Raw genomic sequence first — 24,627 nt, 5'->3', positions numbered from 1 at the left:
CGAGACACAATAGGACTTTGTCGACAGAAAAACTAAACGAACAGCGTAAGAACGATGTTTGCACTGACGCGCCTGTTTCTATAATCGATAAAGCGCCTTATATTTTTCTTCTAAATATTGAATAAGATAATCGGCTTTCAGCGTTTCGCCCGTCGCATCGCGCACAAGTTCGAGCGGCTTTTTCATTTTTCCAAACTGGTGGATATGAACGGTCAGCCATTCACGGATCGGTGCGATGTTCCCCTCTTCAAGCAGCCCAGCTACATCCAACTCTTTTTCCATCGCTTGCTTGAATTGCGCCGCATACATATAGCCGAGCGCATACGATGGGAAATAGCCGAAGCTGCCGCCGGACCAATGGACGTCCTGCAACACGCCGACCGCATCGTTGTGCGGGCGGATGCCAAGGTATTGTTCATATTTCTCATTCCATACATCCGGCAAGTCGATCGCTTCCAGCTCCCCAGCAAACAGCTGCTTTTCGATTTCATAGCGGATGATAATATGGAGCGGATACGTCAGTTCGTCCGCTTCAATACGAATGAGCGACGGCTTCGCTTCATTGATCGCCCGGTAAAACGCATCAAGCGAAACGTCGGCGAACTGCGTGGGCGCGTATTGCTGCAGGCGCGGGTAATGCCGCTTCCAAAACGCATAGTGGCGTCCGATCATATTTTCAAAAAAGAGCGACTGCGATTCATGAATGCCCATCGACGCCCCGCTTGCAAGCGGAGTGCCGACAAGCGCCTCGGAAATGTGTTGTTCATACAGCGCATGGCCGCATTCATGGATCGTGCCAAACACCGCGGTGCGGAAGTCGCGCTCGTCGTAGCGCGTCGTAATGCGCACATCGTTCGGGTTGAGCCCGATCGCAAATGGATGGACCGTCTCATCAAGTCTCCCCTTGCCAAAATCATAGCCGAGCTCTTTAAGCAACTCAAGCAGAAAAGCGCGCTGCTTTTCTTTTGGAAACGGCGCGAACAAAAAGGACGTGTCCGGCTTGTCGGACGCGGCGGAAATGGCGTGCACAAGCGGGACGATGCGTTCGCGCAGGCGGCTGAACAGTTCGTCAAGCAAATCGACGGTCATGCCCGGCTCGTATTGATCGAGCAGCGTATTGTACGGGTGTCCTTCATACCCCCAATAACGGATAAAGCGGCGCTGAAACTCGATGATTTGCTCCAAATACGGGCGAAACCGGGCGAAATCAGCAGCCGCTTTCGCTTCTTCCCAAACGCTTTCCGCTTTGGAACAAAGCACGACAAACTCTTTGTATTCATCCGCTGGAATTTTTTTATTGCGCTCGTATTCTTTTTTGCATTCATCAAGCGTTTTCTTTGTCACGTCATTCAGCTGCTCGTAGACGGCTTTGGGCGACAGCTTGGCGATAAAGGCTGCCATCTCCTCGGATGTCGACATGCGAAACACTTCTTCTGACAGCATGCCGATCACTTCTGATCGCTGCTCGACCCCTTTTTTCGGGGCGCCAGTCCGCAAATCCCAATACATGAGGCCAATCGCTTCGCGGTAGCCCGTCATTTTTTTCACGTATTGCAAAAACTGCGCTTCGATTGGTTTCACTATACTCAGTCCCCCTATGTATTTCATGGCCGTATCATCATTTCCATAACAAGGTGCCGTTTTCCTGCTTGCCAGCGAGAAAATGCTATTTTTATGGAAAATGAAAAAGGGGGTGTCCCAAAAGGATCGGGACACCCTTGCTCATCACCATATATCGCCACGAAACAATGAATCATGCGCAATATGTTGTATTTCGTTTGAGAAGAATGACGCTTTTGGGTCAGCCCCTCACCGCTGTCGGCAACACGTCTTTGATCGCCGCAATGACCCGTTCATCTTCCCTGTCGGTGACGAAAATGGAAACGATGCCGCGGTCATCACGCGTGCGAATGAGCCGTCCGACTCCTTGGCGAAGGCGAAGAAGCATATACGGCACATCGACGTCCCAAAACGGGTTGCGATACGCTTTTCGCTTCGCCTGAAACACCGGATCGTTCGGCGGATACGGAAGCGACCAAATGATGACGTTCGACAGCGACGGCCCCGGGATGTCCAGCCCCTCCCATAAATGTTCAGAACAAAGCACCGTCTCTTCCTCGCGCTGAAATTCAGCGACCAAATCGCTGATTTCGCGGTCGCCTTCAAACAAAAACGAAAATGGTTTGCCGGCTGCCGCCTCTTTAAACTGAAGAAGCTCCTCGCGCGTCGGGAACAAGATGAGCGCCCGGCCTCCGGTTTCGCGCAATTTTTCAAACGCATATGCGTATTTTTTGGCAAACAGCGTCTCATCCGCGCGGAACGTCGGCATAAAAATCGTCATCTGTTCGTCATAATCAAACGGCGACGGCACGCTGAACGATAAATAGTCATCAATGCCTAAGCTTTGTGCTATATATTGGAATGATTTTCCATTTGATAGTGTTGCCGACGAAAAGACAAACGGCATGCGTTTCGCGAACACTTTTTCACGCAGCACTTCTTGAACGGTGCGCGGCATGACGACAAACGTCGCCTCTTGACGCGACGACTCAAGCCACGTAATGGCGTCGGCGTTTTTCAAAAACAAATCGAGTGAATACTGGATTTGGTCCAAATATTCATCCACAATGTTCAGCTGGTAATGATCGATCGTATACGTCTCGCTTTCAAACACAAGCTCGTTGCCGATTTCGACCATTTGGCCGCGGAGCCGCTTCGCCCATTGTTCAAGACGCGGCGACGGCAAAATTTCTTTCCGGTTCGAACCCGGAACGTCTTTCGCGCACGCTTTCAGCTCATCAAAAAAGCGCGTGCTCGTCTCCAGCGTCTCCTCAATTAAATAGGCGAGCTCTTCACGGATGTCGTTTTCAAGAAGACGTGTCAGCAACGTCTCAAGCGTCGTCTCTTTCATTCGATATGTCAACGCCTTTTGCGCAGCGAACTCCAATAAATGCCCTTCGTCAAACACGACACAGCTCGCTTCCGGCAACAGCGGCAGCTGTCCTTCCCGCTTGCGCGCTTCATACGTCCAAACATGTTCCATATAAAAATCGTGCGAGCAGACGATCAAATCCGCCGCCTTCCGGTAATAGTCGCGCCAAAGCGTCTGTCCGCAGCGATGCCGCTTTTCGCACGTGAAACAGTCTTGAAACGGATCCCAGGCGATTTTTTTCCACTGCTCATCAGTCAGGTGGGCGTATTCTTTTCGGTCGCCGTAGCGGTAGAACGACTGCAGCGGTTTGTTGTCATGGACGAAGGCCGGAAGTTCATCGTAAATTTGCTCATACAGCTCGATGTCGTCATCGTCATACGTCGTTACTTCTTCCAGTTTATTCAAACATAAATATTGATCTGGCGATTTCGCCAGCCGGACGTCGATTTCCAGCCCGAGCACGTTGGATAGCTTCGCAATATCGCCTTCCTTTTTGACGAGCTGCTCAATGAGCGTCTCATCGGCGCAGGCGATAATGGCCGGCTTGCCGGTATAGCGGGCGTAGCAGACTGCATACAGCAAATACACGATCGTTTTCCCTGTGCCAACTCCCGCTTCGGCGAAGATCACCTTTTTTTCTCGAAACGCCCGCTCGAGCTGAAACGCCATATAAATTTGCTCGTCGCGCAGCTCAAAGCCGGCTTCCGGCAAAATGTCATAAAAAACATCGCCGATCCACTGGCTCAACTTATCAAAAAAGTTTTCATTTTTTTCTACAACAAACGGATAACGTTCATGGCCCATCGTCGCCACCCCTCCAATTGGCATAAACTCCCCCGGCATATCATGCATAAGCGCGCAACAAGTTTGTTGCGCGCTCGATCCCTAGTAACAAAACAATATTATGATCGATGGCCGCCGAGAAGTCAACTTCGAGCTTCGCGCGGCGGCCGCGGCCCCCAGTACTGGTAGTAATGGGTTTCAATAAAGCCGTTAAACAGTTTGCGCCGCTTCGTCGCCGGGCGGCCGTAATGCGTTTCAAAACCGCGGTGGGCGGTTAAAATGTACACCGACCACGTATCCAAGGCGGCGAAGGCGCGGCCGATGGCGCGATAGAGCGCTTCGACCTCCCGTTGTTCGCCAAGCCGTTCGCCGTATGGCGGGTTGCCGACGATCACCCCGTATTGTGCATCGGTCCGAAACTGCTCGGCGCGGCCCTCCCGAAAAGAAATGAGATCGGAAAGCCCCGCTTCGGCTGCATTCATCTTGGCGATCTCGACCATGTGCGGGTCAAGGTCAATCCCGCAAATATCAAGCGGTTGGTCGTAACGCGCCATCTGTTCCGCCTCTTGGCGCGCCTCTTCCCATACCGATTCCCCGATCCACGGCCATTGCTCCGAGACGAAATCCCGGTTAAACCCTGGGGCGATGTTTTGGCCGATCAGCGCCGCCTCAATGGCAATCGTGCCCGACCCGCAAAACGGATCGACGAACGGGCGCTCGGGCGTCCAATTGGTGAGCAACACTAAGGCGGCCGCGAGCGTCTCTCTTAGCGGCGCCTCCCCTTGGCGAGCACGGTAGCCGCGTTTATGCAGCCCAGCGCCGCTTGTATCGATCGTCAACGTAGCGATATCTTTGTGAAGCGCCACCTCGATCCGATACAACGGCCCGGTTTCCGGGAACCACGACAAATGATAGCGCGCTTTTAAGCTTTCGACGACTGCCTTTTTCACAATGGCTTGGCAGTCGGAAACGCTGAACAGCGTTGATTTGACCGACTTCCCGATCACCGGAAACTCGGCATCTTTCGGCAAGTAATCGGCCCATGGCAACGCCTTCGTTTGTTCAAACAACTCCTCAAACGTCGTCGCTCGAAACTCACCGACTTTCAGCTTCACGCGGTCAGCGGTGCGCAGCCAAAGGTTGGCCCGGCAAATGGCGAGCGCATCGCCTTCAAACGTCACTTTGCCGTTCTCCACTTGGCACTCATAGCCAAGCCGGCGCACTTCTTCCGCGACGACTGATTCGAGCCCCATCGCGGCCGTGGCAATCAGCGAAAACGAAGTCATCCTGTTCCCCCTATCTGATAGATGTATGTATCCTCATTCATGGCCTATACTTCCATTATAGTCATATGGAAGGAAAACACACAAAAGAGAAAGCCCTCCTTCCTGCAGGAGGGCTTTCCCACGATTCCAATCACCGCGTTAATCATGTTCTGTAAGCCATGTTCTGTACCTTCGTACTGCAAGCGGCTTTCGCCTCGTACTCCGGCGGTAATCATCTATCTACAGGCAGCGTACGCCGCCTGTCCTTCCCTCCGTTCATTTCCTTCGGGAAGGTGCCCCTACCATCATTTGGGTTTCTCGCTCGTGGGGTTTACCGCGTTCCACCTCTAAGGTTTCCCTTAGAGCTGCGTCACTGTGGCACTTTCAGGGTAATCGAACCATATCCGCATGCGGACGTAGGTTCTTTCCCCGCCGTCAGCCCAGCCGAAGCCAGACTGCCCTAGCTTATGGATTCGCTAGGCACGAACACTACGGGCATCTCAGCACCGTGCGAGCATGGACTTTCCTCTACGGCCGAAACCGGCCGCAGCGATTACCCGAACATGATTAACGCTGCGAGCATCTTACAGTATAGCTGATCTTGGTGTGAGAATCAAGAAGAAAAAATTAGAAATCCCTGCATCAACTTCGCCCTGCCGGCTGGTTATTCATACAGTTTCCGGCCAAACACATGCTTTTCTAAGTTGGAAAGGCGCTGCAAAATGTCGTAGTTCGTCGTTCCCGCCGACATCGCCGGCCGTTTTTGAAGCTCCTCGACTTGCCGCTTCAGCCGGGCGTTTTCCTGGCGCAACTCGTCAATTTCTTGCTGAAATGCTTCATAATCTTTAATAATGAGATCCAAAAATTGATCCACTTCGTCTTGGTTGTACCCCCGTATGCTTACCTTAAATTCCTTTTCTAAAATGTCTTTCGGCGTCAGTTTCACTTGATGGGCTGACATGGCTTTTCACCTCAATCCGCATTCAACGATCATCTTCTCTTTATTTTTTCAGAAATTCAGCCGGTTGTCAATTGACGGTTGGCTTGCCGCATCGATCGGGAAGCCGCACGGCGCCCACGCAGACTTCCCGGCGGCGCCGAAACGCCGCCCTCCCGCCCAAACGCCGCCGGCGTTTTCCATCCTAAGAAAAGCGCAAAGCGCCCCAATTTCGCCTAAAGACAGCCCGCATCCTGCGGGCAACGGCGAAATGTCGCCATCCTTGGCTCCGCGAAGAGCGCACAAGCCCCACCGAGGAGGCTCGGGGCTGACCCAAAAGCGTCATTCCTCTCAAACGAAATACAACATATTGCGCATGATTCATTGTTTCGTGGCGATATATGGTGATGAGCAAGGGTGTCCCGATCCTTTTGGGACACCCCCTTGCGTGGGATATTTCAAAGAAGCGAACTCAGTGTGTCGCCGCCGAAAGAAGGGGCGGAGCGCATCACACCGATGGCGCTTGGAGCTAGACAGCTCTCTGCCCAATTGGAAAATTTTATACTTTCCTATCTTTTCTTTTTAAAAAACAGAAGCCGACAAAGCGGCTTCTGTTTTGGCCCTTACTATCGCAGCGGAAACGGCGGAAATGGCATCGGCCCCGGACCCGGGCAGTACAGATGGCGGCTGGCAGCCTGAGCCACCGCCGATTCCGTATGCGGGAAATAATGTTGATGTTCATACAGGTGATGATAAACATGCGTCGTATGCGATGGATGGATGTGCGGCACAATCGTTGCTTCGAAGTGATGCAAAACGTTGCAACGAGGCGGATGAACGATCGGCGCCGTTACATTCGGCAGGCAATGCATACTATTCCTCTCCTTTCATCGAGTTAGGCTGTAGCTTGACAATACTAGCCTATGATGAGCGGAGTGGACTCGTACTAGTATAAACACCCATTTTGAGCAGCCATTCGCGCCAAAAATCTATCGGCTCTCTCGCCCCCGGTGCTTCGAGCGTTTTGGCATAGTCATTCGTCTTTTTGAATCCGTTATGCGGCGCCGGCCGCTCTGACGTTCATTAATAGATATAATTGAACACGACAAACGTCAAACCGACGACAATAAAAAAGAGATACAAAATTTTTTTGTACATGCTCCGCATCGTCTTCTTCTCCCTGCCATCGTTTTCGTTCATTCCGATGCCATTGTACACGTTTTTTCTTTTTTCTACAAGATTCACAACAAAAAGACGAAACATTTTCGTTTTCTGTCATATTTTGCGCTTGCCAGGGAAATGGACAAGTTCTCACCCGTTTTTCTTGCGTTCGAGCCGCGCGAGCCGACTGCGCCATTCCGCTTCTTCTTTCTCGCTATGTTGTCGGCTCATCCTAGCGAGCGACCGCCACGCTTCATATGCCATAACGGCATAACGGTGCGCTTCGGCCGCATCCCGGAAATAATGTTCATACACCTTCGCTAGTTCAAGCCCGGCCTTCGCCTTCCAATAGCCATTTCCGTGGACAAACAAGTCGCGCCAAAGGAGAGCAGCCTCTTCATATCGTTTTTCTTTTCGGTATAAAAGCGAAAGCTGCCATTTCGCCGCCTGCGCTTCCTTCGCCCCTTTGCCGCTCGCCTCCTCGTACACCCCCCTTGCAGCCGCTGTTTCCCCGACCGCTTCGAACCAACGGGCGGCGGCCAACTGCTCCTTGGGGTCAGCGAGCCGGTCGGCTTCAAGCAGCTGAACGGATAAGTGAATGTAGAGAGCAATGAGCGACAACACGTCGCGCTCGTTATGGCGCAATACTGGCATGAGCCGGTCTGGATGGGGCGTCTGCAAAAACTCTTTGTACATCATCGGCGCCAAAAAGCCCGGCACATCATCGCCCCGCTCGACATGGAGAATGTGCCGCTCCACTTCTGAAAGGCGCAGCGAATCCAATTTGTCTTTCCATAAGCGGCGGGCGGCGTGATACAAATCAAAATGCCCGAACGCCGGCAATTTTGGCACCATGTCGCGGACAAGCGCATGGCGCGTTTTCAGGCGCGGCCAGTCGAAAGATTTTCCATTATATGTAACAAGCGTCGTATAATCGACATCGGACAAAAAACTTTGATAGAGCGCCACTTCCGCCCCTGGGTATGGCAGAAGGTGCTGGCGGATGGTGACGAAATCGCCAAACACGCGGGCGTGGCCAAGCAAGAACATGATGTTTCCCGCCCCGCTTGAAAGTCCCATCGTCTCCGTGTCAAAAAAGAATAAGTCGCTAACGGCAAAGCCGCGGCAGGAGAGCGGATGGGAAAACGGCGCCTCCTGCCATCTTTCGTGCACCTCATACAGCGCTCCGAGCCGATAGCGGCCGTGCTGATAGTCAAGCGGATACACCGTTTCCCGAATGAGGCAGTAATCGCCGTCAAACCAATACGGCTTGGCGCCGTACTCCCGCCACACGTCGGCATACGGCACGTCCGTCACAGGTTGCCCGTCCGGTTTCTCTTTTTTTTCTTCATCGCTCTCCTTTTTATGCCGGGCGGCAAGCAATTCTTTCCATTGCGCCAACTTCGGCTTCATCCGTTCACCCCCTCCGTGCTTGACATCGGCTTGCTTCTATAAGTTGATTCTCCCACAATCGGCAAAAACACGCATGACGACGCTTAAACGGACGGACCGGCCCAAACGGCAAGTTGTTCGTCCAAAAACTGGACAAGTTCGCGCTTCAACGACGGTCCGTCAGCGTTTGAAATGCCGATGCACGATGGGCAGCCGTCCGCACACGGGCAACGTTCGACCCATTCTTTCACATGTTTCATGATCTCTTCATACCGTTCAAACACCGCCTCCGACAGGCCGACTCCGCCTGGATAGCGATCATAAAGGAAAATCGTCGGCCGCCCGGAATGCGGCGCCTTAAGCTGCGGCACAACGTGAACATCAGAGCGGTCGCACATAACAAACACCGGCACGAGATGACCAAGCACATTAGCCATGCCGATCAGCAATTGCTCAAACAACGCCGGGGAAAAGCGCGATGGCACCGCCTCCCACTCCATCCACGCCGCTGACGTATGAAGCGTTTCCTCCGGAAGGCGGATTGGCCCCGAACCGATGTTTTCAAACGTGGACAGCTTCAGCTTTTTAAAAATCGTCGCCATCGCTCGGACCGACACATCACCGTAACGCACCGCCATTTGTCCGCGCGTTTCGCTTCGGTCTTCCGACAGCACATCAAGCCGGACAGCCAAATTGGCGTCCGTAAAATATTCAACATCAACTTGGCGGACGTACGCCTTTTTCTCCTCCCAGTCGAGCTTTTCCACTTGGTATTGTGCTCCTTCGTGCAAATAAATCGCTTCATCATGAAGCAGCGTCATCGCGCTGAAGCGGTCCATTTCGCCGATGACGCGATGGCGGGCGGTGTCGGAAATATCGATGATGACGACGTTTTCCTGAGCCGCGGAGCGCAAACTGATATCATGCGCGGGAAACGCGTCGCTCATCCAGTGCCAGCGCCCAGCTCGCTCATGGAGCACCCCTTGCTCGGCCAAAAAATCGAGCATCTCTTCGACCTCGACGCCGCCGAACGTCTCGCCGCGCCGGAACGGAAGCTCATAGGCGGCGCATTTGAGATGATCGACCAAAATGAGCAGATTGTCCGGGTTGATGCGCGCCGTCTCCGGCGAGCGGGCGAAAAAGTATTCCGGATGGGAGATGATGTACTGATCAAGCGGACTCGAGCTTGCGATCATCACAACGAGCGAATCGCCCTGGCGCCGGCCGGCGCGCCCGGCTTGCTGCCACGTGCTGGCGATCGTTCCCGGATACCCTGTTAAGACGCACGCTTGCAATTGGCCGATATCGACGCCGAGCTCGAGCGCATTCGTGCTCACCACACCGATAATCTCCCCGCTGCGCAACCCTTTTTCAATGGCGCGCCGTTCGTTCGGCAAGTAGCCGCCGCGGTAGCCGCGGATCATCGTATCGCCGATTCGTTCGTTCACCGCCGCCTGCAAATGGCTTAAAATCAACTCGACACGGACGCGGCTGCGCGCGAAAACGATCGTCGGAATGCGGTTGACAAGCAGCTGTCTTGTGAGCTCAACGGCCGTTTTTGTCGCGCTTTGGCGGATGTTTATCGTCCGCTCGACAACCGGCGGATTGTAAAACACGAAATATTTCCGCCCGCGCGGCGCCCCGTTGTTGTCAATAAGCGTCACCGGTTCGCCGATCAGCCGCTCCGCCAACTCTTTCGGATTGGCGATCGTCGCCGACGTGCAAATAAATGTTGGTCGGCTCCCGTAAAAGGCGCAAATGCGCTTTAAGCGGCGGATGACATTCGCCACATGGCTGCCGAATACACCGCGGTATGTATGCAGTTCATCGATGACGACGTAGCGCAGTTGTTCAAAAAGAGAAATCCATTTCGTATGGTGCGGCAAAATCGCCGTGTGAAGCATGTCCGGGTTGGTGATGACAATATGACCCGCCTGACGGATTTTTTGCCGCAGCGCCGGCGCCGTGTCGCCGTCGTATGTATGGCTGTAAATCGACACCCCCATCTCGGCGATGATCTCGTTTAGTTCATTTTTTTGATCTTGAGCGAGCGCCTTGGTTGGAAAAATATACAGGGCGCGGCTCGATGGCTCTTTGGCAATGGCATCGAGCACCGGCAAATTGTAGCAAAGCGTTTTCCCTGAAGCGGTCGGCGTCACGGCGACAACGTTCCGCCCGCTTTGGACCGCGTCATAAGCGGCCGCCTGGTGCGTATACAACGAAGCGATGCCGCGCGCTTTGAGCGCCGCGCGCAACCGCGGATCGAGTTCGTCTGGAAACGGAACGAAATTCGCTTCTTTCGGTTCGATTTCATGCCAATACACGACATTCGGATCTTGGCGAAGCTGTTCGATCCATTCCGAAAGCGTCTGTTTTTTCACGTCGCATATCACCTCGTTTCTATTTTACATGCATTCCGTTTGTTTGCACTACAAAAAACGCCCACCAAGAGGCAGTCCTCTCCCGTTTAAGATTGGCAGACAACCGATATATCGGAGCCGACCGAACGACAGAACTATTGTATCTGAACGGTTTTGGAAAAAGGATTCCTTCTTCTCACCTTCCCCGCCAAGGCGGCATCCACATGGGTCATTCTTCTTCGCACAAAAAAAACGTCCAGCCGCTACAGCTGGACGGAATGGGCTCCACGATAGCCAAGCCTTGCCGACAGTTCTTGGCCGATCTGGCGCATGCGCACAGTGAGCCCTTTGATGCGGTCGTCCGTCATGCGGATCGTCGGGCCGGAAACACTGATTGCCGCGACGACGCCGCCGGTATAGTCAAAAATCGGAACGGCCACGCAGCGGATGCCGTACTCGTTTTCTTCCAAGTCAAGCGCATACCCGTTTTGCCGGATAGTCTCAAGCTCACGAAAAAACGTCTCGCGGTCGGTGATCGTCCAATCCGTATGCTTTGGCAGTCCTTTTCGGTCCACGATCTCCGCAGCCACCGCCGGCGGCAAATGGGCCAAAATCGCCTTGCCAACTGCCGTGCAATGCATCGGCGCCCGTTTGCCGACTTTGGAGTGCATGCGCAGCGTCTCCGTTCCTTCCAATTTTTCAATATAAATGACTTCCCCTTGGTCATAGACGACGAGATGGATGACCTCGTTCGTTTCTTTTTCAAGCTGGCGCAAATATGGCTTCGCCTCTTGACGCAAATCAATGGAATCGAGCAGCTTCGAGCTGAGCTCTAAAAACTTGTACCCAAGCTTATACCGCTCCGTTTCCGGATGTTGTTCGATATAACCGTATTGGGCGAGCGTCGTTAAAATGCGGTACACCGAACTTTTGTTGATGTCCATTTGTCTGGCGATTTCCGTAACGCCCAGCCCATCCTTTTTCCCGCTGACGATGTCGATGATTTGCAGCGCCCGGCGGACCGATTTGACCGTGTTTTCTTTTTCCATTCCTTTCACCTCGATTTATTCTCTCTGCTCGCTATTATACACGAACGGCCGGGCTTTTGCAGGTGAGCGGCGCGGCGCTGCCGTCAAAACGGAATGCTTTGACCGCTGGCACACCTGATGCTTTGCTTCTTTGGCGCAAGGATGCCGCGGGTTCGTTATGAGCGTCGGATGGAAACGGCCGGCGCTTTGGCGGCGACAAACGTATTGCGGAGCGTGCCGATGCCGTCCACATCGCATTCAATGACCGTCCCCGGGCCGACAAGCTCGGCGCCGACCGGGCTTCCCGTCAAAATGACGTCGCCCGGTTGCAGCGTCATGACATGAGACAAATACGAAATCATTTTGCTGATGGAAATGATCATCAGCTTGGTCGAGCTGTTCTGCTTTTCTTCACCATTGACCCGCGCTTTCACCGATACAGCCCGAGGATCGAGCTCTGTTTCAATGACCGGGCCGAGCGGTGTAAACGTATCGAACGATTTTCCGATCGTCCAATGGCCGTCCGGGTGGAAAAACTGCGGCGCGGTGACATCGTTGGCGACCGTATAGCCGAAAATATACGACCACACGTCTTCTTCGCTCACCTGTTTTGCCTCTTTGCCGATCACAACCGCCAGCTCGGATTCAAATTTCACTTCACCAACCCCGCTCGGAATGACCACCTCCGCTTCCGGCCCGACGACCGACGAGGATGGTTTAAAGAAAAAGACAGGAATATCTGGCAGTTCCACCGGCAGCTGTTCACTGGAGGCCACATAGTTGGCGCCAATGCCGATCACATGGCGCGGCGCAAGCGGCGCCACGAGCGAAACGCGATCATAGCGAAATACGTTTCCCGTATAATCCCAAGCGGTGAACATATTTCCTTCGATTTCGCGGATCACTTCACCGTTCACCACACCGGCGCGAATCGCGCCATCAGCGAGAAAACGGGCAAATTTCATCGATGGCTACCCCTCTCTGACACGATTTTGTTCCTCAACTTTTTCCTTGACTCGAGCCACCCCGGTCTCCATGGCGGCACGGGCGACGGCGGAAGCGACGGCCTCGACGACGCGCCGGTCAAACGGGTTCGGGATGACATACTCTTCCGTCAGCTCTTCCGGCTGGATGAGCCCGGCGATGGCTTCGGCAGCGGCAATTTTCATCGCCTCATTAATTTGCGTCGCCCGCACATCGAGCGCGCCGCGGAAAATGCCAGGGAACGCCAACACGTTGTTCACTTGGTTCGGCAAATCCGACCGGCCGGTCGCGACCACGGCGGCGCCGGCGGCTTTTGCCTCATCCGGCATGATCTCAGGCACCGGATTGGCCAAGGCGAATACGACCGCCCCGCGGTTCATCGTCCGAACCATCGCCGGCGTCAACGCCCCAGCAACCGAGACACCGATAAACACATCCGCGCCTTGAATGACGTCCGCAAGCGTCCCGGAGATACGGCGGTGATTCGTTTGCCGGGCGATTTCTTCCTTGATAGCGTTCATCCCATGCGAGCGCCCTTCATAAATCGCTCCTTTTGTGTCGCAAACGATCAGTTCGCCGACTCCGATCGACAGCAGCAATTTGGCGATCGCCACCCCGGCAGCGCCGGCGCCGTTGATGACAACCCGGCAATCGGCAAGCTGTTTGCCAACCACTTTCAAGGCGTTCGTCAGCCCAGCGGCCACGACAATCGCCGTGCCATGCTGATCATCATGAAACACCGGGATCGCCATCTCTTGGCGAAGACGCTCTTCAATGACAAAGCAGGCGGGGGCGGCGATATCTTCCAAATTGATGCCCCCAAACGCCGGTTCCAGCAACTTGACCGTTTGAATGATTTGTTCCGGATCTTCAGTATCGAGGCAAAGCGGCACGGCATCGATCCCGGCGAACGCTTTGAACAAGGCGGCTTTCCCTTCCATGACCGGAAGCGCCGCCCGCGCGCCAATGTTGCCAAGCCCAAGCACCGCCGTGCCATTCGAGACGACGGCGACAAAATTGCCCTTCACTGTATAGTTGTACATTTCGTCTTGGTCGACGTAAATTTCTTTGCACGGTTCAGCCACTCCCGGCGAATAAATGAGACTTAAATCATTGGCATTCACGACCGGCACTTTCACTTCAACTGACAGCTTTCCTCTTGCCTGCCGATGGACAAGCAACGCTCGTTCTCGCAAATGTTCCATCACTGATCCCTAGCTACTAGCCTTCCCCATCCCCTTGTACCGCCTTTTGTGCTGCTTTGCGTTTGACAACCGGCCAGTAGTAACTAGGAGCTGCCTCCTTTCTCCATTTATTTTCTTAATTTTCTGATCATAATAGATAGGAAGGAACAAGGTCATCCATCCCTTGTTCCTTATACAGCTTTTGGCGTTTATTGCTGAATGGCGGCAAATTTCGCTTTTGCTTCTTGACGGCGGCGGTGCAAAATCGGCTCGGTATAGCCGTTTGGCTGTTCATAGCCGCGGAAAATGAGATCGCACGCCGCTTGGAACGCCACCGAATCATCGTAATTCGGCGCCATCGGACGATAGTTCGGATCGCCGGCGTTTTGTTCGTCGACGACTTTCGCCATCCGCTTGAGCGTCTCAAGCACTTGCTCTTTCGTGCAAATGCCATGATGGAGCCAGTTGGCGAGAATTTGGCTCGAGATGCGAAGCGTCGCCCGGTCTTCCATCAGTCCGACGTTGTGAATGTCCGGCACTTTCGAGCAGCCGATCCCTTGGTCGATCCAGCGGACGACATAGCCTAAAATGCTTTGGCAGTTGTTGTCGAGCTCTTCTTGAATCTCTTCCGCTGTCCATTGCGGATGGTCAACGACCGGGATTTGCAACATGTCGTCGCGATAATCGTTCCGATCGTTCGCCAGTTCGCTTTGCACAGCGGAGACGTTCACTTGATGGTAATGAAGCGCATGGAGCGTGGCCGCTGTCGGCGACGGCACCCATGCCGTATTGGCGCCTGCTTTGAGCTGCGCTCCTTTTTGCTTCAGCATTTCTGCCATCAAATCCGGCATCGCCCACATTCCTTTGCCGATTTGCGCCCGGCCGCGGAAGCCGGCGGCAAGCCCAACGGCGACGTTCGATTTTTCATACGCCTGCAGCCAAGTCGATGATTTCATCTCGTTTTTGCGCAGCATCGGCCCCGCTTCCATCGACGTATGAATTTCGTCTCCGGTCCGGTCGAGGAAGCCGGTGTTGATAAAAATGATGCGGTCGCGCACTTGGTAGATGCAGTTTTTCAAGTTGAGCGACGTGCGGCGCTCCTCGTCCATCACGCCGATTTTAATCGTATTCCGCTCAAGGCCGAGCATATCTTCGACACGGTCAAACAGCTCGTTGGCAAACGCCACTTCCGCCGATCCGTGCATTTTCGGCTTGACGATGTAGATGGAACCTTTGCGCGAATTCAAGTAGCGTGTATTGCCGATGAGCGAATGTTTCATAATCAAGCTTGTAATGACGGCGTCCATGATCCCTTCATGCACTTCCTCGCCATTCGCATGCAAGATCGCGTTGTTCGTCATTAAGTGCCCGACGTTGCGCACGAACATGAGCGAACGGCCCGGCAGCACGAGCTCCCCGCCATCCGGCGTTTTGTATACGCGATCCGGGTTCAGGGAGCGCGTCATGATTTTGCCGTTTTTCTCAAATGTCGCTGTCAAATCGCCTTTAACGAGACCAAACAAGTTGCGGTAAACGAGCACTTTGTCTTCGGCGTCAACGGCCGCCACCGAATCTTCACCGTCCATGATCGTTGTCACGGCCGCTTCTAGGACAATGTCTTTGACCCCGGCTTGATCCGTTTTTCCGACCGCATGCTCGCGGTCGATTTGAATTTCAATGTGAAGGCCATTGTTCTTCAGCAACACCGCTGTCGGATGTTGCGGGTCGCCTTGGAAGCCGACGAATTTTTCCGGCTCTTTCAGCCCCGTCGTCGCCCCGCCTTCTGTCGTCACGACAAGCTGGCCATCAACAATGGCGTACTGGACAGCGTCTTTATGGGAATATTGCGCCAGCGGCACCGCTTCATCTAAAAACTGCCGCCCGTAGGCGATGACTTTCGCCCCGCGCACCGGGTTGTACGACGAACCGCGCTCGGCGCCGTCTTCTTCGCTGATGGCATCGGTGCCGTACAGCGCGTCGTACAGGCTGCCCCAACGGGCGTTGGCAGCGTTTAATGCATAGCGGGCGTTCGTCAACGGAACGACGAGCTGCGGCCCGGCTTGCACGGCAATTTCATCATCGACATTGTCGGTCGTAATCTCAAAGTCCTCGACTTCCGGCTCCAAATAGCCGATGTCTGTCAAAAATGCTTTATATTCGTTAAAATCAAAGCGGCCGCGATGCGCTTTATGCCACTCATTCAATTTTTCTTGAATTTCGTCGCGGCGGGCGAGCAATTCTTTGTTGCGCGGCGTCAAGTCGGAAATGAGCGCGCCGAAATCGCTCCAAAACTTGTCTTGATCCAACCCGCTGTTCGGCAGAAGCTCCTCGTTGACAAAGTCGTACAACACTTTGGCGACTTGGATGTTCCCTTTTTGTACGTATTCGCCCATTATTCTCTTCCCCTCTCTTGTTTCTTATTACGAAACATCGTTTCTCAATTTCTCTAAAAAGATGATACCATGAAACGAAATGACTGGCAATCGTTTTCAAAAAATTTTCATTTCACTGTCGACGGCATCTTTGTCTCTACACAACGCCCCGGCGTCGGGAACAGCTTGCCGGCGTTGAGCAAGTTTTTCGGGTTAAACACGTCGCGGATTGCCGTTTGCGCCAAAATTTCCTCATCAGTGAAAATGAAGCGCATCTCTTCTTTTTTCTCAATGCCAACGCCATGTTCCCCTGTAATTGATCCGCCGACCGCCGCGCACGCCTTGAGGCATTCGCTTCCGGCGGCAAGCGCCCGCTCCGTCTCCCCAGGCTTGCTCGCATCAAACAGCACAAGCGGGTGCAAATTGCCGTCGCCGGCGTGGAAAATGTTTGCGATTCTCAGTCCATACTTGCGGCTGATATCGGCGATTTCCCGCAGCACTTCCGGCAGACGGCTACGCGGAATGACGCCATCTTGCACTAAATAGTCAGGCGAAATCGCCCCCATGGCGCCAAAGCCGGTTTTCCGGTTCGCCCACCAGCGGGCCCGTTCTTCCTCTGACTGGGCGACTTTCACTTCGCGCACATGATGGCGGCGGCAAATCGTTAAAATATCGTTGATTTGTTCGTCGATCCCGGCGGAAATGCCATCCACTTCAATGAGCAACAGCGCGGCGATGTCTTTCGGATGCCCGACCGGAAACGCGGCCGCTTCGACCGCCTCGATGGCCGTTTGGTCCATCATCTCGAGCGCCGCCGGCACGATTCCAGCGGAAATGATGTCGGAAACGGTCTGGCTCGCATCTTCCACTTCGTCAAAATAGGCGAGCACCGTCTGTTTGGCCTCGGGATTTTTCAACAAACGGACGGTGATTTTTGTCACGATGCCAAGCGTCCCTTCCGACCCGGTCAGCAGCCCGAGCAAATCGTAGCCTGGCGGATCGGGAACGCCGTTTCCGCCGATTTCAATCACTTCGCCGTTCGGCAAGACGACTTCAAGCCCTAAAATATGGTTCGTCGTCACTCCGTATTTTAAGCAGTGGGCGCCGCCAGCGTTTTCAGCGACGTTGCCGCCGATCGTGCAGCAATATTGGCTTGACGGGTCGGGCGCATAGTAATAGCCGCGGTGGGCGACCGAGTTCGTCAACTTCAAGTTGACAAACCCCGGCTCGACGACGGCGCGCCGGTTTTCGAGATCGACGTGCAACAGCCGCTTCATCCGCGTTAGGCTGATGACGACTTCGCCGTTTAGCGGAATCGCCCCGCCGCTTAACCCCGTGCCGGCGCCGCGGGCGAGAAACGGAAGATCATGCTCATGGCAGTATTTGACGACCGCCGCCACTTGCTCCGTGCTGTTTGGAAATACAACCGCCCTTGGCAAATGGCGGTGGACGGTGAAGCCGTCGCAGTCATACGCCATTAAATCTTCTTTCCGGTATAAAATCGCCTGTTCCCCAACGATGCGGGCGAGCGCTTGGATGTGCGGGTCGTTCGTTGCAATCGGCCGTTTTCTCATATGCGCACGTCCTTCCCTTCTTCTTTTTGGTACGCCCAATCGAGCAGCTGCACCGTATGGACGATTTTTTGGTTTCGTCCATGTTTCATGACGCCAAGCGCCATTTGCAGCATGCAACCTGGATTGCCCATCGAGATCAGCTCCACCTCTTGCGGCACGTGTTGCATTTTGCTCTCAAGCACCGCTTGTGCCATCTCCGGATGGGTGAGGTTGTAAATGCCGGCGCTGCCGCAGCAACGATCGGCGTTTGGCATGGCGACCATTTCCACCCCCGGAATGCTTTCAATCAAAGCGCGCGGCTCTTGGCGGATGCCCTGGCCATGGGCCAAATGGCACGCATCATGGTAGGTGAGGCGCACGTTCAATTCCGCTTTCGGTGGTTTGAAGCCCGTGTCATGCAAAAATTTGGACACATCCTCAACTTTGGCGGCAAATTGCTCCGCCTTTTCATGCCATTCCGGGTCATGGCGGAACAGTTCCGGATATTCTTTCAACATGCAGCCGCAGCCGGCGGCGTTAACGATGACATGGTCGACATGTTGAAACGCCTCAATATTTTGCTTGGCGAGCTTCCGGCCGGTTTCGCGGTCGCCGGCGTGAACGTGAAGCGCCCCGCAGCACGTCTGGTTCGGGACGATGACGACATCGTTGCCGTTATGGGTCAATACACGGATCGTCGCTTCGTTAATATCACTAAACATAACATCCATGACGCATCCGGTCAAAATCGCGACGGTTCGCTTTGTTTCCCCCTTCGCCTTAATGAGCGGCTGATGTTTATACTTTCTCCGAACCGGCGTACCGACCGCTGGCAAAATCGCCTCCATCTCAGCCAAGTGATCGGGCATGACACGCAGCAGTCCGGTTTTGCGCGCCACCGTCTGCAAGCCGCTTTTTTGGTACCATTTCAGCAGGCGGCCGAGCCAATCGAGGCGCGACGGATGCGGAAAAATGCCTTTTAAGAAAACGTCGCTGACAAGCGCCTTCCAACCGGTGAGCGGAACCGCCTGGCGGAGCTGGCCGCGCACTTGTTCAATGAGCCCACCGACATCGACATCGGCCGGGCAAGCCGTCGTGCATGCACGGCAATCCAAGCACGTAAAAATCGGATCGAGCAAATCAGGCGTCAACTCAAGCTTCCCTTCGCCGACCGACTTCATCAAATGAACGCGGCCGCGCGGAGAGTGCTGTTCTTCACCCGTCTGTTCGTACGTCGGGCATGATTCTAAACACATGCCGCAATGAACGCAATCAGCCCACTTGCTCGGGTCCGGCAAATCGTGAAAACGATAGTTGCCAAGACTCGCGGTCGCACACGCCGGGCTGTCCGCCCGTTCATTGGTCATCGTGCTCATCATTAAATCCCCCCAATAAAGCGTTGATCGTTGACCGTTTTGTTCGGATCGATTTTCCGCTTAATGCCTTCGAGCAAGAAAAAGTACGACGGCTTTCCGCCCCAGACGTCGACGCGCTGGCGCAGCGAAAGCGGCAAATGTTTCACAATCGCGTAGCCGCCAAGGCGAACCGCCGTTTGACGCAGCTCCTCGATCGCGGTCAACACTCCCTCTTCGCCGCCGTGCATATACGCCTGACAAAGCCCGTGGCCCAATCCGCCGTGCGCCTCGATGCGGACATGGCAACGGTCAGCGATTAAAACGCTTTCACGCAAGATGGAGAGTACATCCAAGTTGACAACCCCGATTTTCACTGCCGCTTCAACACCGTTTTCCGCCTGCTCCAGACGCCCGTTCGGTGCCATCGTGTAAAACGTCCGCCAAAACGCCGCCGTCTCTTCGCCGGCTAAAATGGACATTTCCACCGCTTTCGGCCGCAGTCGTTCAACCCAATGCTCTTGGTAATGGACGGCGTTTTCCACATCTTCAAACCCGATCACAAGCGTATAAACCGGCCGTCCCGTCAGCCGCTCGGAAAGCGCCGGGTTGAGCAGTTCAAAACAAATCGGCTCCATCATTGTATCAAGGAACGAAACGGCAAACGAGCGAATGTCATGAAGATCGCCGCTTGGGAACGACAGCAACACAACGCTTTCATATTTCGCGAGCGGTCGAAGCTTGAGCGTAATCTCGCTCAGCACCCCGAGCGTCCCCATCGCCCCAATGAACAACTTATTCATATCGTAGCCGGCGACATTTTTTACCACTTTGCCTCCGGAACGAATGACGGTCCCGTTCGGATAGACGACGCGCAACCCGATGACCGAATCGCGCGCTGCCCCATAGCCGAGCCGCTTCGGACCGCTATCGTTCGCGGCAATGACCCCTCCGATCGTCGCTTCCTCCGGCCAAAACGGGTCCAAGGCGACCTTTTGCCGATGCGGAGCGAGCGCGCGCTGCAAATCACCAAACACCGTTCCGGCTTTGACAGTGACCGTCATATCGGCGGCCGCATGTTCGACAATGCCGGCATAGTGTTCCAACGACAGCAAGATGTCCGCCTGTTCCCGATGCCCGCCAAACCCCCGTTTTGTGCCGCGTCCAGCGATGACGACTTTTTTGCCATGGCGGTCGGCATAGCGGAGCACCGCAGCGATTTCTTCCTCTGTTCGCGGATAGACGGTCACCGCCCCATCATTGCCGAGGGGGTGGAACGATTCATTCCGTTTGATCTGTTCTGGATGCAAAAACGCCTGCAGCTCCTCAATCCATGTCAATGAAAGCATGAGCGCCCTCCTCCGTTTCGTAATAAGAAACATCGTTTCTTTTTATCAGTAAAAAAAAGCGAGCCGCTCGAACCGTTTTCTTTATCAGGCGGAGGGTGTCCCAAAAGAATCGGGACACCTTTTCCGATCACCGTCATATATACAAGTGATTTAGCCCAAAACAACCTTTGGGGCCAGCCCTCCTGCTACTTCTATTAAACCATCGCTCATCCATTTTTTCAATGAATTTTTTGAATTTAGGGATCATTTTGTTCATTCCGTCTCTTCCACCACCACTCCGACCCGCTGCTCGAGCGGCTGAATGACCGCGGCCATATCCAAGTCGGCAAGGCCTGCGGCGATCGCTGCGGCAAACGCTTCTTCTGCTTGAATGCCGAGTCGGCGGCCAAGGCCGATTTCATCCATCAACTCGTTCGCCAAGCGCACATCTTTATGTACATACTTGACCGCCCCGCCAGGAGTGAATCGACGCGGCAACACGAACTGCTCCATATGGCGGCGCAACATCCGGCTGTCTCCATAGCTTTCTTTTAACAGCCGATACAGCTTCCCGGCATGAAGCCCATAAGCGACGCCAGCGACCATCGCTTCCGCCGCGGCGACCGAATGGACGGCGACCAAGTACTGGTTGATCGCTTTTGCCGCGCTGCCGGCGCCGCTTTCTCCTAAATATTCAACCGTTTTTCCTAACACCCGAAGCAACGGACGCACCCGCTCCCATGCTTCTTTCGCCCCGCCGACCATGATCGTCAGCGCCCCTTGCTCCGCCCCTTCCGGCCCGCCGCTTACCGGCGCGTCCAAATAGGCGACGCCGTGCTCATCGGCGCGCCGAGCGACAAACCGGCTTGTTTTCGGACCGACGGTTGTAAAATCAAGGCAAATCGTCCCCGGATGGGCCGCGCTAAGGACGCCGCCTTCACCTGTATACACCTCGATGACATCATCCGGCATCGATAAGCACGTGCAAATGATATCCGCCTCGCCAGCCAGCTCTGCCACTGTCGCCGCCTGTCGGGCGCCAAGGTTGACAAGCGGAACCGCTTTTTCTGTCGTACGGTTGTACACCGTGACATTGAATCCCGCTTCAAGCAGCCGTCTAGCCATGCGCGAGCCCATCACGCCCAATCCAATAAAGCCGACGCGTGTCATCGTCCGCCTCCCCCTTTCATTCCGCGGTATTCATCATACCAGACAAAACTTTCGCTGCTTTTCCCTGATGGAATGTACTCAAGTCCAATCGCTCCATTGTAGCCGTGCTCTTGCAAAAATGCGAAAATCTCGCGATACGGAAGCTCTCCCGTCCCCGGCTCATGCCGCCCGGGGGCATCAGCGAATTGCACATGCGCGATGAGCGGTGCGTAGTCGGCAAACGTCGCTGTCACATTGCGTCCGAGCCGAGCCATATGATAGACGTCATATTGCAATTTCACATTCGTCCGGCCGAGATCGCGTATGATCGCCGCCGCTTCCTCAATATCGGTTAAAAAGTAGCCGGGCATATCGAACGGATTGATCGGTTCAATCGTCAGCGTCAAACCATGAACAGCAAGCGTTGCAGCCGCTTCGTCAATGCGGCGCATATACGTCTCCTTCGCCCGCTCGCGCGGCAAGTCCCTTGGCAACACTCCGGCCATGCAATGAAGATTCGGTACACCGAGCGCGAGCGCATAACGCACTCCTTCCTCCAGTGCACGCCGGAATTCATCATGACGGTCAGAAAAAATGGCGAGCCCGCGCTCCCCCTTTTCCCAATCGCCAGCGGGCAAATTCAGCAAAACAAGCGACAGCTCAAGCTGCTCGAGTTCATCAGCAATCGCCTCAGGAGCCACCGAGTACGGAAACTGGCATTCAACGTGCGAAAACCCATGCTGCTTCGCCTTGGCAAACCGGGCGAGAAACGGCGCTTCCGTGAAAATCGTCGATACATTGACGGCAAACTTCATCATGAGGCTCCTTTCTTCTCCATTTCTTTCTCTATATTCGCCCCACCGTTTGCCGATTCCTGCCTCACCGCGTTTCCCCTTTAATGCCGTAAAAAAACAGCCGCACCATTTCGACTTGCCGCTTTGATCAATGCCACGGTCATGGAAAAAGGGCTGCCCCAAAAGCAGCCCTTTTTGGCGCTCAATCCTCATCGCTGGCGAAAAAACGCAAAATGTAGACAAACAAGTTGATGAAATCAAGGTAAATATTGACCACAATCATCGGGATGTCCGCTTCCGTAAAGCCATAGCGGGCCAAACGGTTGATGTCGTAAATCGTAAAGCCAAGGAAAATCAAAATCCCCAAAGCGGCGATGCCCATTTGCCCTACGCTTGAGAATGGGATGAACCATTGGATGATCAGCAAGCCAAGGAGCGCAAACGCGCCCAGCATCAAAAACCCGCCGAGGAACGAAAAATCTTCTTTCGTTCTCGCTGCGTAAATGGCAACGCCGGAAAACGATACAACGGCCAGCGCAAACGCTTTGAACACCGCCGCCGCGCCGATGATGGAAATGTAATAGCCGATGAGCGGATAGAGCGTCGCCCCCGAGACAAACATAAACGCAAACATAAGCGGATAGCCGACAGCTTTTTTCACGCGGGCGAACATCATGACCAACAGCAGCACAAGTTCAAGCGCGTAAAGGGGCAAATACAGGCCAGCCGGCACCCATTGCCCGGCATACAGCCCCGCCGTCGCAACGGCCAGCGCCGCTAAAAAGGAAACCGCCAACTTCGCCACTGGGCTATGCGGACGATAAACGGTCGAATGGTTCATGGCAACCCCCTCCTTTTTCTTTCTAGTTTAGCATATATTTGTTTCTTGTCACAGTCCTTTCTTTTGGATTGACGCAGACTGCATGGACCGCCCACCATGATGTATGGTCCATCGTTCGATCCACCGAAACCAGCGGGCGGCAAACAGTTTTTTCAGCACCGGTGGAACGACAAGCAAAATGAAAAAAATGCGGAACATTTGATAACTTGTCACAACGGCAAGGTCGGCATGCGCCTCCCGCGCCAAAATTCCCATTTGATCCATGCCCCCCGGCGCCAAGGCGATGAACGCTGTCAAATACGGCACGCCATGCAGAGCCGTTAAGACAAATGCCGAAGCCATGGAAAACAAAATGAGCGCAAGACCGGTAACCACAGCGGCCAGCACGGCTCTTCCCTTTTCCGCGATGCGAGCCGGTTTCAGCATTAAGCCTAGATAAGCGCCCATCGCGATTTGCGCGATATCTAACAAAGGAGCTGGCAAATGGGGCGCCGGCGTCCCGGCAATGACCAGAGCCGATGTTCCGATGATCGGGCCAAGCAAATAGGCAGTCGGCAGTTTGATGCGCCTTCCGATGATCGCGCTGGCAACCGTGACGATCAAATACAGCCAAACAAGACCGACGCTCCAATGCGCCCCTTGTCCGCATTCTGCGCCCGTCCCCGCCTCAGCGCCGCCGGAAAAGAACGGGCTTAAGGCGATAAGCGGGACGAGAAACACGACGCCCATCAGGCGCATCACTTGAAAAAACGTGACAATCGTTGCATCGACACCGTCGAGCTCCTCGCCCAACACAAGCATTTGCGACAATCCGCCGGGGATGCTGCCGGTGACAACCGAACGGAGCGGAATCCTTGTCCATCTCGCGACAAGGCAAGAAACAAGGAAGCTAAACAACAAAATCAACACCGTCGCCAGCAACATCGCCGGCAATTGTCGGCCCATCTCCACAAGCGTTCCTGCCGTCATCGATGTCCCTAGCGTATAGCCGATCGGAATGAGCGCAGCGTTGCGAATGCCGACCGGCCAATACAACTTTCCCTTCAAAAAACGACCAACCAAAAGCAACGCAGCTGCTGGACCGAGCATCCAATGGAGCGGAACGCCAAACAAGGCGAAAATGAAGCCGCCGAGCGCCGCGATCACCAGCGTCAACGCGATGCGCGCCATGCTGTTCCGCCCTTGTTGTCTTTCCAAAGCCAAGCGAACACT

At 54.4% G+C, this 24,627-nt stretch carries 18 protein-coding genes and 1 other RNA gene; all 19 read right to left on the bottom strand.

Going from position 1 to position 24,627, the window contains the following annotated elements:
* Window positions 1-78 precede the first annotated feature (78 nt).
* The 19 genes from ABS784_RS09190 to ABS784_RS09100 all read right to left on the bottom strand — a co-directional run bounded on the left by ABS784_RS09190 (window position 79) and on the right by ABS784_RS09100 (window position 24,585).
* The gene (locus tag ABS784_RS09190; protein WP_011231041.1) at window positions 79-1,581 is read right to left on the bottom strand and encodes a carboxypeptidase M32; all 1,503 of its coding nucleotides are present in this window, start codon (window positions 1,579-1,581) and stop codon (window positions 79-81) included.
* 220 nt (window positions 1,582-1,801) lie between these two features.
* Window positions 1,802-3,736 (bottom strand): ATP-dependent DNA helicase, encoded by a 1,935-nt coding sequence (locus ABS784_RS09185; protein WP_352512235.1) that lies wholly within the window; start codon window positions 3,734-3,736, stop codon window positions 1,802-1,804.
* Window positions 3,737-3,858: 122 nt separating this feature from the next.
* Window positions 3,859-5,001, bottom strand: a complete 1,143-nt coding sequence (locus ABS784_RS09180; RefSeq protein ID WP_014195686.1) for a THUMP domain-containing class I SAM-dependent RNA methyltransferase — start codon at window positions 4,999-5,001, stop codon at window positions 3,859-3,861.
* A gap of 147 nt (window positions 5,002-5,148) precedes the next feature.
* Window positions 5,149-5,545, bottom strand: an RNA gene (rnpB, locus tag ABS784_RS09175) — RNase P RNA component class B.
* Window positions 5,546-5,644: 99 nt separating this feature from the next.
* On the bottom strand, window positions 5,645-5,941 hold the full coding sequence (gene gpsB / locus ABS784_RS09170) for a cell division regulator GpsB (RefSeq protein ID WP_011231037.1): 297 nt from the start codon (window positions 5,939-5,941) through the stop codon (window positions 5,645-5,647).
* A 602-nt stretch (window positions 5,942-6,543) separates the two neighbouring features.
* On the bottom strand, window positions 6,544-6,789 hold the full coding sequence (locus tag ABS784_RS09165; RefSeq protein WP_044736280.1) for a CotD family spore coat protein: 246 nt from the start codon (window positions 6,787-6,789) through the stop codon (window positions 6,544-6,546).
* A gap of 439 nt (window positions 6,790-7,228) precedes the next feature.
* Complete coding sequence (locus tag ABS784_RS09160; RefSeq protein WP_044731248.1) at window positions 7,229-8,491, bottom strand: ribonuclease H-like domain-containing protein; 1,263 nt, start codon at window positions 8,489-8,491, stop codon at window positions 7,229-7,231.
* 83 nt (window positions 8,492-8,574) lie between these two features.
* Window positions 8,575-10,851 (bottom strand): DEAD/DEAH box helicase, encoded by a 2,277-nt coding sequence (locus tag ABS784_RS09155; protein WP_352512232.1) that lies wholly within the window; start codon window positions 10,849-10,851, stop codon window positions 8,575-8,577.
* 242 nt (window positions 10,852-11,093) lie between these two features.
* Window positions 11,094-11,879 carry an IclR family transcriptional regulator gene (locus ABS784_RS09150; protein ID WP_044731246.1) on the bottom strand — a complete coding sequence of 262 codons (786 nt, stop codon included), beginning with the start codon at window positions 11,877-11,879 and terminating at the stop codon, window positions 11,094-11,096.
* A 155-nt stretch (window positions 11,880-12,034) separates the two neighbouring features.
* Complete coding sequence (locus ABS784_RS09145; protein WP_023634476.1) at window positions 12,035-12,823, bottom strand: fumarylacetoacetate hydrolase family protein; 789 nt, start codon at window positions 12,821-12,823, stop codon at window positions 12,035-12,037.
* A 6-nt stretch (window positions 12,824-12,829) separates the two neighbouring features.
* Window positions 12,830-14,047, bottom strand: coding sequence for an NAD(P)-dependent malic enzyme (locus ABS784_RS09140; protein WP_011231030.1), 1,218 nt, complete (start codon window positions 14,045-14,047; stop codon window positions 12,830-12,832).
* 188 nt (window positions 14,048-14,235) lie between these two features.
* Window positions 14,236-16,419, bottom strand: a complete 2,184-nt coding sequence (locus tag ABS784_RS09135) for a malate synthase G (protein WP_011231029.1) — start codon at window positions 16,417-16,419, stop codon at window positions 14,236-14,238.
* 107 nt (window positions 16,420-16,526) lie between these two features.
* A complete protein-coding gene (locus ABS784_RS09130; protein ID WP_014195677.1) occupies window positions 16,527-17,972 on the bottom strand; it encodes an FAD-linked oxidase C-terminal domain-containing protein in 1,446 nt (481 codons plus the stop codon).
* On the bottom strand, window positions 17,969-19,330 hold the full coding sequence (locus tag ABS784_RS09125) for a (Fe-S)-binding protein (protein WP_014195676.1): 1,362 nt from the start codon (window positions 19,328-19,330) through the stop codon (window positions 17,969-17,971). Before ABS784_RS09125 ends, ABS784_RS09130 begins: the two co-directional genes overlap by 4 nt.
* On the bottom strand, window positions 19,330-20,652 hold the full coding sequence (locus ABS784_RS09120) for an FAD-binding oxidoreductase (RefSeq protein ID WP_011231026.1): 1,323 nt from the start codon (window positions 20,650-20,652) through the stop codon (window positions 19,330-19,332). The genes ABS784_RS09125 and ABS784_RS09120 overlap by 1 nt, the downstream gene beginning before the upstream one ends.
* A 252-nt stretch (window positions 20,653-20,904) precedes the next feature.
* Window positions 20,905-21,801, bottom strand: coding sequence for an NAD(P)-dependent oxidoreductase (locus tag ABS784_RS09115; RefSeq protein ID WP_011231025.1), 897 nt, complete (start codon window positions 21,799-21,801; stop codon window positions 20,905-20,907).
* The gene (gene hyi, locus ABS784_RS09110; RefSeq protein WP_031213236.1) at window positions 21,798-22,595 is read right to left on the bottom strand and encodes a hydroxypyruvate isomerase; all 798 of its coding nucleotides are present in this window, start codon (window positions 22,593-22,595) and stop codon (window positions 21,798-21,800) included. The genes ABS784_RS09115 and hyi overlap by 4 nt, the downstream gene beginning before the upstream one ends.
* A 181-nt stretch (window positions 22,596-22,776) precedes the next feature.
* Window positions 22,777-23,415: a Bax inhibitor-1/YccA family protein gene (locus ABS784_RS09105; RefSeq protein ID WP_013523641.1), complete on the bottom strand. Its 639-nt coding sequence runs from the start codon at window positions 23,413-23,415 to the stop codon at window positions 22,777-22,779.
* A gap of 48 nt (window positions 23,416-23,463) precedes the next feature.
* Window positions 23,464-24,585, bottom strand: coding sequence for an AbrB family transcriptional regulator (locus ABS784_RS09100; RefSeq protein WP_407059900.1), 1,122 nt, complete (start codon window positions 24,583-24,585; stop codon window positions 23,464-23,466).
* Window positions 24,586-24,627 lie beyond the last annotated feature (42 nt).

This window comes from Geobacillus sp. G4 (assembly GCF_040327975.1).
Taxonomy (GTDB): domain Bacteria; phylum Bacillota; class Bacilli; order Bacillales; family Anoxybacillaceae; genus Geobacillus; species Geobacillus thermoleovorans.
Note: the sequence above shows the minus strand (reverse complement) of the source record. Positions and strands in the feature narration are given on the sequence as shown.